The 14,458-nt window shown below is 47.6% G+C and carries 12 protein-coding genes and 1 pseudogene; 8 read left to right on the forward strand and 5 right to left on the reverse strand.

Annotation, left to right across the window (positions count from 1 at the left end):
• Positions 1–207: 207 nt before the first annotated feature.
• From H6G00_RS26040 to H6G00_RS26050, 3 genes are all read left to right on the forward strand, one after another.
• The gene (locus tag H6G00_RS26040; RefSeq protein ID WP_190798946.1) at positions 208–1,251 is read left to right on the forward strand and encodes a glycosyltransferase family 2 protein; all 1,044 of its coding nucleotides are present in this window, start codon (positions 208–210) and stop codon (positions 1,249–1,251) included.
• A gap of 62 nt (positions 1,252–1,313) precedes the next feature.
• Positions 1,314–2,021 carry a TVP38/TMEM64 family protein gene (locus tag H6G00_RS26045; RefSeq protein WP_190643958.1) on the forward strand — a complete coding sequence of 236 codons (708 nt, stop codon included), beginning with the start codon at positions 1,314–1,316 and terminating at the stop codon, positions 2,019–2,021.
• 95 nt (positions 2,022–2,116) lie between these two features.
• Positions 2,117–4,108, forward strand: a complete 1,992-nt coding sequence (locus H6G00_RS26050; RefSeq protein WP_190798947.1) for a glycosyltransferase family 39 protein — start codon at positions 2,117–2,119, stop codon at positions 4,106–4,108.
• 290 nt (positions 4,109–4,398) lie between these two features.
• On the opposite strand, the gene rbsK is transcribed toward H6G00_RS26050, so the two are convergent.
• From rbsK to H6G00_RS26075, 5 genes and pseudogenes are all read right to left on the reverse strand, one after another.
• Complete coding sequence (gene rbsK / locus H6G00_RS26055; protein WP_190644124.1) at positions 4,399–5,322, reverse strand: ribokinase; 924 nt, start codon at positions 5,320–5,322, stop codon at positions 4,399–4,401.
• A gap of 137 nt (positions 5,323–5,459) precedes the next feature.
• Positions 5,460–6,182, reverse strand: a complete 723-nt coding sequence (locus tag H6G00_RS26060) for an ATP-binding cassette domain-containing protein (protein ID WP_190643960.1) — start codon at positions 6,180–6,182, stop codon at positions 5,460–5,462.
• Positions 6,175–6,828: pseudogene (locus tag H6G00_RS26065) on the reverse strand (amino acid ABC transporter permease); the annotation flags it as partial. The pseudogene H6G00_RS26065 and the gene H6G00_RS26060, both read right to left, overlap by 8 nt.
• A gap of 420 nt (positions 6,829–7,248) precedes the next feature.
• Positions 7,249–8,118: a transporter substrate-binding domain-containing protein gene (locus H6G00_RS26070; protein WP_242042508.1), complete on the reverse strand. Its 870-nt coding sequence runs from the start codon at positions 8,116–8,118 to the stop codon at positions 7,249–7,251.
• A gap of 361 nt (positions 8,119–8,479) precedes the next feature.
• Positions 8,480–9,412, reverse strand: coding sequence for a nucleoside hydrolase (locus tag H6G00_RS26075; RefSeq protein WP_190798948.1), 933 nt, complete (start codon positions 9,410–9,412; stop codon positions 8,480–8,482).
• Between the two features lie 130 nt (positions 9,413–9,542).
• Between H6G00_RS26075 and H6G00_RS26080 the strand changes: the two genes are divergently transcribed.
• The 5 genes from H6G00_RS26080 (at position 9,543) to nblB (ending at position 14,381) form a co-directional block, all read left to right on the forward strand.
• Positions 9,543–11,027, forward strand: a complete 1,485-nt coding sequence (locus H6G00_RS26080; protein WP_190798949.1) for an S-layer homology domain-containing protein — start codon at positions 9,543–9,545, stop codon at positions 11,025–11,027.
• Positions 11,028–11,044: 17 nt separating this feature from the next.
• The gene (locus H6G00_RS26085) at positions 11,045–12,139 is read left to right on the forward strand and encodes an SGNH/GDSL hydrolase family protein (protein ID WP_190798950.1); all 1,095 of its coding nucleotides are present in this window, start codon (positions 11,045–11,047) and stop codon (positions 12,137–12,139) included.
• Positions 12,126–13,184, forward strand: coding sequence for a M42 family peptidase (locus tag H6G00_RS26090; RefSeq protein WP_190798954.1), 1,059 nt, complete (start codon positions 12,126–12,128; stop codon positions 13,182–13,184). The genes H6G00_RS26085 and H6G00_RS26090 overlap by 14 nt, the downstream gene beginning before the upstream one ends.
• A 64-nt stretch (positions 13,185–13,248) precedes the next feature.
• Positions 13,249–13,713, forward strand: coding sequence for a CBS domain-containing protein (locus H6G00_RS26095; RefSeq protein WP_190643966.1), 465 nt, complete (start codon positions 13,249–13,251; stop codon positions 13,711–13,713).
• An 11-nt stretch (positions 13,714–13,724) separates the two neighbouring features.
• Positions 13,725–14,381, forward strand: coding sequence for a phycobilisome degradation protein NblB (gene nblB / locus H6G00_RS26100; protein ID WP_190643967.1), 657 nt, complete (start codon positions 13,725–13,727; stop codon positions 14,379–14,381).
• Positions 14,382–14,458: the final 77 nt, after the last annotated feature.

Here is a 14,458-nt window from a genome sequence, read left to right on the forward strand (position 1 = left end):
TGGTTCTATGTAGAAATCCCGTATACTAAGGCTTCTATCCAGAAGAATCTAAATCTGGGCGCACAGCATCCTACCAATCAGTGGAATTGTATTAATTGCTACGATATTCTGTTTACCTCAAAATAAGGCAACAGAGGTTTTTGACTCAGCGAATGTAGAAGTTTCAATAACAGAGTTTTCTTACTGTTCTTTCACCCTAATGTGAAAATGTATAACGCAGCTAGTGAAATCAAGTCCCCCCCTGATTCGCTTCCTTTACTAACTTCGCTCCCACAGACTGTTTCGTCCTCAGATTCAACGCCTGATACGGTTCAAATTTCTGTAGTCGTCCCTTTGCATAATGAAGAACCCAATATCAACTATTTCTTTGAAAGACTAGAATCTGTCCTGGAGGGTCTTGGACTAGCTTATGAGATCGTGTGTGTGGATGATGGCAGCAAGGACAATACGCTCAGACAGCTCGTCGCTCATCACCACCGAAATCCGAGTATAAAAGTCGTGAGTCTCTCTCGAAATTTTGGCAAAGAAATTGCTTTGACAGCGGCGATCGACCATGCAATTGGTGCAGCAGTCATTCCCATTGATGCAGACCTTCAAGACCCGCCAGAGCTAATCGCCGATATGATTGCCCAATGGCAACAAGGATATGACGTTGTTTATGCCACACGTAAATCGCGGCAGGGAGAAAGCTGGCTCAAACGCTTTACCGCTAACGTCTTTTATCGAGTGATAGGACGCATGAGTACAGTCGAAATTCCTCGGAACACAGGAGATTTTCGTTTACTCGACCGACGGGTTGTGGAAGTGCTCAAGCAAATGACAGAAAGAACCCGGTTTATGAAAGGTCTTTTTGCCTGGGTTGGATTTCGGCAAACTTTTATTCTCTACGATCGAGCCGAACGTTATAAAGGTAGAACTAAATGGAATTACTGGCGGCTTTGGAATCTTGCAGTAGATGGTATTACCTCTTTTAGTGTGCTACCTCTAAAGGTTTGGAGCTATGTGGGTTTCTCACTAGCGATCACAACATTCCTTTATGCGATGTTTCTGATTATTCGCACTTTAATATCAGGCATTGATGTTCCCGGATACGCATCACTCATGGTCGCAATTCTGTTTATCGGTGGAGTACAACTTTTAACTTTAGGCATCATTGGCGAATATCTCGGACGGGTGTATGAGGAAGTAAAAGGACGGCCGCTCTATTTGGTTCGCAACTCCTATGGCATTGATGCGCCTCCCACAAAGTAGTTCGATCTCCATCAAAACAAGAATCAAGCGGCAAACACTCTAGTGAAGTTAAATGTGATGTCATGTCAAACGTTAAAGGCAGTCTTGTTTTACTTACGTTAATTTGTCTGGTAGCAACTGCTTTAGCAATGCATTTGCTGGGTGGGGTTGACCCAGAACAGATTCAGACATGGCTACAGCAAGCAGGGATCTGGGCACCCGTTATTTATGTGTTGGTGTATGTCGTCGCAACTTTATTGATCTTGCCTTCAACAGCGCTCAATCTGACAGGCGGAGCGATTTTTGGGCCCTGGGTCGGAACGTTCTGGACGAGCGTTGGAGCCATCGTCGCCGCAATTGTCGCCTTTGGCTTTACCCGCACCATTGGTCGTGAGTTTATAGAGAATCGGATGTCCGGCAAATGGCAAGCCATTGACAGTGAGATTCAGCATAGCGGGTTATTTTACATGTTCTCGATCCGGCTGCTGCCTATCATTCCTTATGGTTTAGTTAACTTTGCCGCAGGGTTAACCTCTGTCAAGTTCAAGGACTACTTGTTGGGTACAACGCTAGGAACCGTTCCCGGAGTTTTGCCCTTTGTTATGTTGGGAAGTTCCGGCTTAAAGGCTTTGAGAGGGGGCGACATTCTACCCCTCGTGACTTCGTTAACTTTAATTGGGATGTTAGTGGCTGGCGCGACATGGTACCGCCGTTCTCGTCAGGATACTCGTCAGTCACTACACAGAACAGAGAATTCTTCAGAACACGTAGATGTAAACGAGCCTAAATAGTCTTTTGGACTCAGTTTCAATCCATTAGATCGGACAAGTAGATAGGACAAGTCATTAAAACCTTAGAACGGATGGTGAAACTATCCCTCATAGTCATGCACACTTTTATCTTACTTCCAATCTTGAGCTTGGTTTTACTAGTTCTGCTTTTTAATAGAAAGGTGCTTGATTGGCGTAGGTCAATTCTGTTAGGAGCGATCGCATGGGGATATACTTTAACCGCAATTACTGAAAGTCTGAGTTGGTTCAGCCTTTTATCCTTCAGCGGTTTAGCATTATCTTGGAGTGCGATTAATATCGCTTTAATAGGGCTATATGTTTTAGAGTTAAAACAGCATCAGGTGAGTAGTGGCTTAGCTTCAACTTCTGATTTAATTCGGAATTTTAAGATGCCTGCAATCTGTTGGGTTTGGCTGACGGGAACTATTTTCATCATCACAACAATAGGTCTAATCGCAATAGTAGCCCCTCCAAACACCTGGGACTCTATGACTTATCACATGAGTCGTGTTGCCCACTGGGAACAAAACCACAACGTTGCTCATTACCCCACTTATAACCTGCCGCAACTCTTTCACCCACCTTTTGCTGAGTTTGCCATTCTACATCTACAAATATTGAGCAGGAGCGATCGCTTTGCCAATTTGGTGCAGTGGTTTTGCATGGTTGGTAGTGCGATCGGGGTATCGCTAATTGCCAAACAGTTGAGAGCAAATCTTCAAGGGCAGGTTATCGCCTCAGTATTTGCAGTCACGATTCCAATGGGAATTTTACAGGCTTCAAGTACCCAAAATGATTATGTCGTTTGCTTCTGGATTGTTTGTCTGGCTTACTTCGTGATTCAATCTGTCCAACAAAAACTTAATTTTTCAAATAGCATTGCGATTGGAGCAAGTCTTGGTTTGGCAATTTTGACAAAAGGCTCAGCCTATCTCTTAGCTTTTCCATTTATCGCTTCTTTTTTCTTAATCAAAGCACGACAAACAGGATGGAAAAGTTGGAAACCCTTGCTAGTAATCAGCACTCTTTTTCTTACTCTAAACTTCAACCATTATCTGCGAAATCTAGATTTGTTTGGTTCTTTTTTAGGAACACCTGCTGATTTTGCTAAGGAATATAAGATTGAAGTGATCAGCTTACCTGCTTTTATTTCTAACTTAGTTAGAAATGCTTCTCTTCATGCTGATATCGTTAGATCTCTCAACCTTGAAAAGTTGATTGTCCCTCTGAATGGGTTAGTAGAAAAAGCGATTCGTATCTTGCACTCAATTCTAGGAATAGATATTAATGACCCACGTACTACCCATCCTCCTGGCTGGTATCAAGTTCCCGGAATCTCATTTGATGAAAACACGGCTAGCAACCCGCTTCATTTAGTTTTCATTCTTGTATCCATTGCCCTGTTTTTAACGTATAGCCGTTTGCGATCGCAAAAATCATTAACACTGTATTTATTAGCAACTACAGGCGGGTTCGCTTTGATTTGCTTGTTACTAAAATTGCAGCCTTATCAGAGTCGCCATCATCTTTCCATATTTGTGCTTTTTTCTGCCTTTGTAGGAGTTGTCTTATCTCAAGCACTAAATCGCTACTTGGTTTCAGTTTTAATCGTCATTATGCTAATAGCTTCTACCCCTTGGGCACTAGAGAATAAGTATCGTCCTATTGCCGCAGAACAAAACATCTTCAACATGGATAGGATTGAACAATACTTTATCAATAGAGAACAGCTACAAGTTCCCTATGAGGAAGCAGTAAATTTTGTCAAAGCCCAACAATGCCAGAACGTTGGGCTTTGGCTAGGAACCAATGATTCTGTGGGAAATCGCTACTGGGAATATCCTTTTTGGGTTCTCTTTAACAGCACAAATACTCGATCGACTCGCCTAGAGCATGTCAAGGTTCAAAATATTTCTGCTGAAAAATCTAATCTGCTTCCCTACAGTCAGTTTGTTCCTTGTGCAGTTGTTTTCGTCCAGCCGAAGGATGAAGCGGTCGAGATTAAGCAAACTGATATTCAAGGGTATACTTACACCCCTACTTGGTCAAATGACACCATGGTTGTATTAGAACAAGAAAAAAGCTAATTCAGCTTGCCCAAGAGCTTTTACTTGAACTAGCTACTCATTCTCAGTATAAAACTACTCTGCTCAATGACCGTCAGCAAAAAGTACTCGTTTACGCCAAAGCCAGAATCTTAGACTATTGGATTTTGGACGTGAATGCTCGGTAAGTGTATATCTTTCGGGAACCCACTCAAGCAGGTTATCAGCAAAAAATAACGCTCTCTGCAAACACAATGCTGGCTCCACTGGCATTTCCCGATCAAGAAGTTCTGCTCAATCAACTTTTTCTGCAGAATGCTTTTTAAGCTGACTTAGAGATTCGTCGAAGCCCAAAAATTCTCAAGCTCCTGCAAACTAGGGAGTGAAGTTTGTGCCCCAGCTTTGATGACAGAAAGGGCAGCGACTGCGGCTCCCCAAGTTACAGCCTTTTGGATGGAGAAATCTTGCGCGAGAGCGGCAGCTAAGCCACCGTTAAAGGCATCTCCGGCAGCAACTGTATCCACCACTTCTACTGGAAAAGCCGGAATTGAGAAAGTTTCCGCTGCGGTTTGGCAGAGTGCGCCCTGTTTGCCGAGTTTGATGATGGCTGTCTGCACTCCCCGCTGTCGCAAAACTGAGGCTGCTTTGGTGGCGGTTTCCGTATCCTCTACTGCAAAACCAACCAGTTGACTGGCTTCTACCTGGTTAGGCGTGATCACGTCCACCAAAGGATAAAGTTCTGTGGGCAAATTGTCCTGTGCAGGAGCCGGATCTAAAATCACCGTCACACCTGCGGCTTTCGCGGCTTTGGCAGCAGCAGTTACCGCATCTAGGGGAATTTCTAACTGAAGTAGCAAGACTTTTGCGGCTGACAAAATGGGCTGCAACCGTTCTACATCAGCTTGATCGACCCGTCCATTTGCTCCTGGAATAATGATGATGTGGTTTTCTCCTGCATCATCGACTGCAATGACCGCAACGCCAGAAGTGGTGGATTGGTCACGCAGCAGGCGATCGCACTCCACACCCGCCGTTTCCAAGCTGGCGATCAGGTCTTGCCCAAAGCGATCGCCTCCCACTCGTCCCACTATCTGGGTAGACACCCCCAGTCGGGCAACCGCAACCGCCTGATTTGCGCCTTTGCCACCGGGAATAGTATCAAACTGGTAGCCCTTTAGCGTTTCTCCTGGAACGGGTAGCCGAGGCACACGGGTCACCAGGTCCATATTGACGCTGCCAAATACAACAACTGACATGCGACCTCCTGCATGAGTTAATGCTTTATGAGTCACTGCTTCATGAGTCACTATTTAAAGCGTAAATGGCAGCGCAACAAAGCTACGCTGCCATTCACAAACCGTTGAAGTGAGTCTGGCTGTTGAAGTGAGTCTGGCTACAGCATCTTTTCTAAGAATTGACAGGCGCGATCGCTCTTAGGATTGGTGAAAAACTCACTCGGTGGGGAGTCTTCCACCAGTCGCCCTTCATCCAGGAATAAGATCCGGTTAGCAACTTCACGAGCAAAGCCCATTTCATGGGTGACAATCGCCATTGTAATGCCCGTGTTAGCCAGAGATTTGATAACTTCAAGCACCTCTTTTACCATCTCTGGGTCAAGCGCGGAGGTTGGTTCATCAAACAGCATCACTTCTGGCTCCATTGCCAAGGCACGGGCGATCGCTACCCGCTGCTTTTGACCGCCAGACAGCTTCGACGGATAGACGTTCGCCTTTTCCGACAGTCCTACCTTTGACAGCAGATCCATCGCAACCTTATGAGCATTTTCCTTTGACATCTTTTTCACAGTCATGGGCGCATAGGTAATATTTTGCAACACCGTCTTGTGAGGAAATAGATGAAAGTGCTGAAATACCATGCCTACGTTTTGCCGCACTCTGAGGATGTCGGTTTTTGGCAGCGTAATATCCTTGCCATCTACATAAACCCTGCCGCGAGTCGGTACCTCCAGCAAATTCATGCAGCGCAGCAGGGTTGATTTGCCTGATCCAGAAGGACCAATAATGGCAACAACCTCGCCTTTTTTAACTTCAGTTGAAATGTCTTTTAAGACATTCAATTCACCAAAAGATTTGCAAAGAAATTCAACTCTAATCACTGCGCCTCATCCTTACTTCTAGTTTCTGTGCTACCCAGGTCAAACCCATCACCATGACGTAGTAAATCAGTCCAACAAAAAGCAAAGGTTCAAAGTAAATAAATTTTTCGGCTGCCACGATCACGCCGCGTCGCATTAAGTCTAGTGCGCCAATGGTAGAAACTAGAGCAGAGTCTTTTAGCAGGGCAATGCTCTCATTGACCAGGGCAGGCAAAATGTTCTTAAAGGCCTGTGGCAAAATGATATCCCACATCATTTGACGATAGGGAACTCCCAAAGACAGAGAAGCCTCTCTCTGCCCTTTATCAACTGCCATAATGCCGCCCCTAATTGTTTCTGAACTGTAGGCAGCAGAGTTCAGCGCAAAGGTAATTACCCCTGCTTCAAGTGGTTTAATTGCGTACCCTGTGATTTGTGGGGTTGCAAAATAAATCAGCGATAGCTGCAAGATTAATGGAGTACCTCTAAAAATAGACGTGTAGGCTACTGCAAACCAATTAAGCGGTTTGATGCTTGAAATTTTGAACAGGGATAAAAGTGTGCCTAGAGTAAACCCAAACAGGGCTGACAATAGGGTAAACATAAGCGTTACCCTGATTCCTTGCAAAATGTAAGGAATAGAGGGCAAGATCTGTGTGAAATCTAAGAAATCTAAATTCATGCCCGAATGCTTGCCTTTGAAAATATTACAATGCAACTCTTTGCAAAGGAATGAAAGTATCTGTAAACAAGGGTTTATGGAGTTTAAGAAAAGAATTCAGCTATTGTTTGACCAATCTACGGGGGCGAACGATCGTTCGCCCTCTATTAAAATTTCCCAACTGAATTCTTAATCGCTACAAGCCCCTTTGTTTTAAGCTGAATGGCGATCGCCATCAATACAGCAAGAACCATTGCTTGAATAACTCGTCTCTACACTGTCTTCTACACGCGTTGGGATTCCAAAATTGATCTACCCAGTAGAATACAGGGCAGGAGAAGGTTGAGTTGGTATAGAAAGATTCCTTCAGATCTGCATAGAATCAAATTTCTGCGATCGCCCCTTCTCCTGATATAAAGCAGCAGATCAGCTAGGAGGAGAAGCTTCTGGCTCTGCGGGAGCTGCTTCTGGGGACTCAGTTGCCTCTGGGGATTCAGCTCCCTCGGCGGGTGCTTCAGTTCCGGCTTCTGGCTGCTCTGGAATCGGTTGACCAAACCATTTCTCAACCAGATTTTCTAGCTCTCCGTTTTCCTTCATCTCAGCAATCACTCGGTCGAACTCACTGACTAACTCTGAACCCTTAGGAAACGCAATGGCTGAACCTGCCTGTTCAGTATTGGGAATAGTGTTGAATTCTAAATCAGGGTTGTTCTCGACATAGCCTTTGGCAACTGTATCTTCAACAATTGCCGCGTCAATTCGTCCCGCTTTGAGTTCTTGAATGATTTCATTAATCCGGTTCAAAGGAACTACATTTGCCCCTTCAATTTCTTTTGCGGCTTTTTCTTGAATGGTGCCAAGTTGAACGCCAACCTGTAAACCAGACAGACTTGCCGGATCAATTAGATTGCTGCCTTCGGGAGCCACAATTGTATTTTTAGCTTCGTAATAAATTTGGGAGAAATCGACGTTTTGCTTGCGTTCTTCAGTAGGGGTCATGCCTGCCATAACGAAGTCAGCCCGGTCAGCCTGCAACGCTGGAATCAGTCCGTTGAAATCAATATTAGTGATTTCCAGTTCATAGCCCAATTCACTCGTGATGTAGTTGGCAATATCTACATCAAAACCTTGAATTTCTTGCTGTCCGCTGGTTGTATCAATGAATTCGTAAGGTGGATAGTCTGCTGAAGTTGCCATAACAAGCGTTTCACCACCACCGCCTGACTCACCTGAGGCAGCGGGATCACTAGGTGCTTCATTCTGAGAGTTACAGCCAGTGACAATTGCAATTGTCAAAACTGCAGTTAGTAAAACAGTAAACAAAAACTTGAGTCTTTTCATCATGATTATTTGCTCGGTTGCTATTGCTGAATTTGGCATCGTTCGATAGAAATATTTTTAGGTGAAACATTGAATTTCATCCGAAATATTTCTAAGATCTATACAATGCTTGAATTCGAAATTTAGTGCTGAGTACTGATGTATCGTGCAGTAGCATTAACACAAATTTAGTATCTCACGATACAGAATTAAGCTGAGTAAATACTTCTAAAATCAAAAATTTCTTTAAGTTTCAAGTTATTAAAAGTAGTATGTGATGTTTTTAACGTGACTTTGAAAAGTATAGGGGCAAATTTACGGAACGGTGAAAGTGGATTTATAGTTTTGCTAAACGCTCAGTTAACAGTTGATAGAATCTTTCAGAATCAGCAGTTTGAGTGACTTTAGTGTTTGGCGATCGCCCGCTACTATTCCACGAATCTACTACCGTTCGCCCAAGCGTGAGTTCACTCGCCGTCTCAATTTCTACATAACAGTCGCGATAATTAAACAGATCGGGCTGCAACAGATACGCAATTACACAAGGATCGTGAAGTGGACCGCCCGTCATCTCAAATCGCTCAGCATCGCGGCTACTGTAGTGTCCTAACAGGTTTGCAGCGGCAGTGCCAACCGGAGTAGCGATCGCCCGAATCTTTTCTAACCGTTCTGGTGTGGTGAGTACCTGGTGAGTCACATCCAGGCTAAACATAGTTAGCTTGATGCCGCTGCTAAACACTACATGCGCTGCGTGGGGATCGACATAAAGGTTAAACTCAGCCGAAGCAGTGACATTGCCCTGAGAGATTGCGCCGCCCATCAGCACGACCTCTGGAATTTTGGTAGCGATGCGGGGTTCTTTGATTAGAGCGATCGCCAAATTAGTCAACGGTCCAAGGGTGGCAACGGTAATTTCACCCGACGAACTCATCAACGTATCAATTAAAAAGTCAACTCCATGTTGGGATTGAAGTGGCATCTGCGGTTCCGGCAGATCTACGCCTTCCAGTCCTGTTTTGCCATGAACTTCTTCTGCGGTGGTGAGCGATCGCATCATTGGACGAGAGCAACCTGCATACACTGGGATCTGCGTTCGTCCAGCTAGTTCACAAATTTTGCGAGCATTTTTTGCAGTCAGGGAAAGCGGCACATTTCCGGCAACCGTTGTGATTCCCAACAGGTTCAGTTCAGGAGAGGCGAAAGCAAGCAGCAAGGCGATCGCATCATCTACTCCCGGATCGCAATCAATGATGATGGGTTTTGCAGCCATAGAGATTTCTTCAAAGATTGATGGATGGGCGGCCAAACACCAGCAGAATAGCAGACGATCAATCTTTCGATCGTTCTACGCTAGCGTAGGATTACGATGTGATTCTTGATGGTACGCTGCTACCTCCAAAATGTTGCCCCTAAAACGACTTCCCAAACGTTTATTTTTTCTAGGTTTTGCGGTTGCTTTGCTGCCGCTGGCTTCCTGTGCCAATAGCCCACTGGGGGAAACGCTCCAGCGATCCCTAGCGGCTGATCCCCAGCTAGAGGAAAATCCGGTTTTGTTTGGCGGTACGCCTACCCCAGAGGCGACTCCGTCGGGAGTCGCTGAACTGCCCGCCAACTTTCCTGCCGAAATTCCGCGCTATCCGGGAGCCGAGCTAGTCGAGGTAATTCAGCCGAATGGCGACGATCCTAACGCGGAAGTGCAAACGCGCTGGCAGACTTCTGACCCGATCGAGCAAGTGCGCCGGTTTTACCAGGAAGCTTTTGCCTCAGGCAATTGGAATTTAGATCAGTCAGTAGAGGAAGCGATCGCCGCAGCACGAGACGGACTACGGGTAACGGTTGCACCAGTCTCTAATGCGGCAACTTTAACCGCTGCGACCCCCACTGAATTTACGCTGCAATACGCTTTCACCAGTGATACGGCTGCGTCGTCGGAGCCAACCAACTCACCAAGGAATTCAGCCTCAGACAATTCAACTTCAGATAATTCAGCTTCAGACGATGCTGACGAAACGGCGGCTGTGCCACAACCCGGTGATCCTGACTTTATTGGACCCTTACCGCCAGCCGATTTTGGCACCGATGCAAACAGCAATGCTACTGCCCGTCCTACTTCTCAGCGCTTTAGCGACCTTGACCAGGCTCCCGAAGAATTGCGCCAATACGTTACAGATCTAGCGGAATTAGGCGTTTTTGGTGATCAGGCAAGCAATGAATTTAAGCCCAACCAGGAAATCACTCGACGGGAATATGCGCGCTGGCTAGTAGCAGCGAATAATTTGATTTATGGCGATCGCCCTGCCAGTCGCATCCGTTTAGGCAACGGCAGTTCCCAGCCTGCCTTTCAGGACGCGCCGCGCAACGATCCCGACTTTGCCGCAATTCAAGGATTGGCAGAAGCAGGCTTGATTCCCAGCCCTCTTTCCGGCGATTCGACCACGGTCACCTTTCGCCCAGATGCACCGCTGACTCGCGAAAACCTGATTCTCTGGAAAATGCCAATCGACACCCGCCAAACTTTACCGAATGCGTCACTAGAGGCAGTGCAGCAAACCTGGGGTTTCCAGGACACCGCTCGAATTGACCCCAAGGCGCTACGGGCAGTTTTGGCAGACTTCCAAAATGGCGAACTGTCTAATATCCGTCGTGCCTTTGGCTATACCACCCTGTTTCAGCCGAAGAAAACCGTGACTCGTGCCGAAGCCACTGCCGTCCTCTGGTATTTCGGCATTCAAGGCGAAGGGCTATCCGCAAAAGATGCACTTCAAACTGAACAGCGAACCGAGCAGCGAACCGAGCAGCAGACTGAACGACCACCACAGCAACAGCCCACCAGCCAACAGTCTAACCAGCAGCCCAACCAGCCATCTGGCTCACAGTCCAGGTAATTTACCCGCTGATTCTTATGCACAGGCTACAAAAACATTGTCTAGCAGCGGGAGTGGCGCTTCTGCCATTTCTGTTTCCGATCGCAGCAAAGGCAGCAACCTTCAGCCAGTCCTATGTGTTTGGTGATAGCCTCTCAGACACGGGCAATGTATATAGACGAACACTCCGACTCTATCCCCGTCCGCCCTACTTCAAAGGGCGATTTTCTAACGGGCTAGTTTGGAATGAGTACGTCACTCAAGGACTGGGACTCGAAGCCGATCGCGATAACAACTATGCTTACGGTGGCACCACGACCGGAGAGGATGACGCAGTCTCCCTCCCGCTACTGGAATTTCCTGGATTGCAGAAGCAGGTGAGAAGTTTTGTTGAAGACAACCCTGGTGCCGATCCCAATGCGCTGTATCTCGTCTGGTCAGGCGCAAATGACTATCTTGGCGGCAACGTCACAAACCCTGCCATTCCCCCGGCTAACTTATTCACAGCAATCACAACTCTTGCCCAAGCAGGAGCGCGAACAATCATGGTGGGCAACCTGCCTGACTTGGGACGATTGCCTTCTACCCGCCAAACAGCGGAGTCTGGCAGGTTAAACCGCTTGAGCAGTCGGCATAATGTTAATTTGGCGAGACAGCTACGGCGGTTAGATCGCACCCTCAATTCGCAAGTGAATCTGCTGACGCTTGATGTAGATACTTTGTTTGACCAGGCACACGCTAATCCCACCGCGTATGGGTTCAGGAATGTCACTCGCTCTTGTCTCTCAGTGCCATCTTGCCGCTCGACTCCGAGTTTGCAGAATCGCTATCTATTTTGGGATGACATTCACCCCACAACCGCTGGACATCGACAGATTGCCCAACTCGCGCTGGATCTGCTAGCTGAACCTGCTCGTGAAGTGCAGCCTCAATTTGGCCTTGCCGTTGCAGAAGCTCGCTCTGAAGCACAAACACCTCAACCTGCTAGTCAAGCCACGTCAGCCAGTGTTCCTGAACCGACTTCGGTTGCAGGGCTGCTCACAGTTACCATTTTGGGGATTACACTACGGCTACGACGCAAAGCAGGGCGATCGCCCCATTCCATTCCTCCTTCAAATCATGCCTCTATCTGACCCCGATCGCCTGTTTGACCTGATCGAAACGCTCGTTCTCCATCATTCTCCCAGCGGCGCAGAGGCAGAAATTGACGGTTTTTTGCTCGACCAGTTCAAAGCACTGGGAGTCGAAGCCTGGTTAGATGAGGCTGGAAATGCGATCGCCAAAATCCCTGGTCGCGATTCGACCAAATCTCTCGCAATCACCGCCCACAAAGACGAAATCGGCGGCATCGTCAAATCCATTGGCAAACACGGTCGGGTAGAAGTGCGCAAATTGGGCGGCTCCTTTCCTTGGGTTTATGGGGAAGGCGTTGTCGATTTGTTGGGCGATCGCCAAACGCTCAGCGGCATTCTTAGCTTCGGCTCGCGTCACGTTTCCCACGAATCGCCCCAAAAAGCGCTGCAAGAAGACAAAGTGTTGCGCTGGGAAGATGCTTGGGTCGAAACCAAATGCACAGCCGCAGAACTAGAGGCAGCGGGCGTTCGTCCTGGCACTCGCGTCGTCATTGGCAAACACCGCAAGCGCCCCTTCCGGCTCAAACATTACATCGCTAGCTACACGCTCGATAACAAAGCCTCGATCGCCATTCTGCTAGGGCTAGCCGAAGTTCTAAAAGAACCCGCGATCGACATCTATTTAGTTGCCTCCTCCAAAGAAGAAGTAGGAGCCGTAGGAGCGCTCTATTTTTCCCGCAATCAACGGTTAGATGCCTTAATTGCGCTAGAAATTTGTCCACTTTCCACTGAGTATCCGATTCAAGACGGAGACATTCCCGTTTTGCTCTCTCAAGATGCCTATGGACTTTACGATGAAACCCTGAATGCTCAGATTCGGGAAGCATCTGTGCAGATTGGCGTTCCGCTTCAGTTTGCCACTATCAGCGGCTTTGGCAGCGATGGCTCGATCGCCATGAAAAATGGTCACGTTGCCCGTGCCGCCTGTCTCGGCTTTCCCACCCAAAACACCCACGGGTACGAAATTGCAGACCTGGGAGCGATCGCCAACTGCATCGACATTCTCAAAGCCTATTGCAGTGATGTAACGACCTGTGAACCATAAACGGACGATCCCCGCGATTCCCTACAATGAGAGTAAAGGTTCCGTTGAGTAGTTCCGGCGAAATATGCCCACAACTGTTGCTGATGTCATGAGCCACGACCCTATCGTGGTCAAGCCCGAAACACCACTGAAAGAAGCTATCCACCTGATTGCTGAAAAACGAGTCAGTGGACTGCCAGTCATCGATGAGCAAGGCAAGTTGGTTGGGGTAATCTCAGAAACTGACCTGATGTGGCAGGAAACAGGAGCCACCCCTCCGCCTTACATCATGGTTTTAGACAGCGTTATTTATCTAGAAAACCCGGCCCGCTACGAGCAAGAACTGCACAAAGCACTGGGGCAAACCGTTGGCGAAGTCATGACCAAGGAAGCGATCACGACCAAGCCTGACCAACCTTTGCGTGAAGCAGCCCAGTTGATGCACGACCGTGATGTGCGTCGGTTGCCCGTGGTTGACCCCACTGGTAAGGTCGTTGGAATTTTGACTCGTGGCGACATCGTGCGCTTTATGGCAGCAAATCAGGATTAGTGGAGAATTTAATGAGCATTACCCCTGAGTCGGTTAAACAACTCTTGGATTCCGAAGATTTTGGAGAGCGGTTGAGCGCAGTCAATCAGATGCGCCAGCTTGACCCGGCGATCGCCTTTGATCTCATCCAGGTCGCTGCCCAAGACAAGAGCGCGCGTGTGCGCTATGCCGCTATCAGCCAAATCTCTAGCTTGGGTAAGCAAGATTTAGAAACCGCTTTGCCCCTTTTGCGCGATCGCCTGCTCAATGACAGCGAGCCAGATGTCCAGGCGGCGGCGGCTGACTCTTTGGGAGCGCTAAAGCTCACTGATGCGTTTGAAGACTTGCAGCAGCTTTATCACAGCACTTCTGAATGGTTAGTCAAATTCAGTATCATTGCAGCTTTGGGAGAGTTAGGAGACAGCCGCTCCTTTGACCTGTTAGAATCCGCGCTAAACGCAGATAACGAACTCGTTAAGACAGCGGCGATCGGTTCCCTGGGTGAATTGGGAGATAGCCGTGCGCTGCCTCTGCTGCTTCCCTTCGTCTCTCATCCCGATTGGCAAATTCGCTACAGGCTCGTGCAAGCCCTGAGTCACTTTGATCATCCAGACGCAAAAGCAGCCTTGCAAAGTCTTTCCCAGGACGAAATGCAGCCTGTCGCTCAAGAAGCAAAAACACACCTCTAGACCTATTAGGTAAGGCAGCATAGTGCAAATCGCTTAGGTTAGGGCAAAAGAGAGAGGCGGGGCTAAAGCCCCGCCTC

Source organism: Leptolyngbya sp. FACHB-541 (genome assembly GCF_014695875.1).
In the GTDB taxonomy this organism is placed as follows: Bacteria; Cyanobacteriota; Cyanobacteriia; order Elainellales; family Elainellaceae; genus JAAUTN01.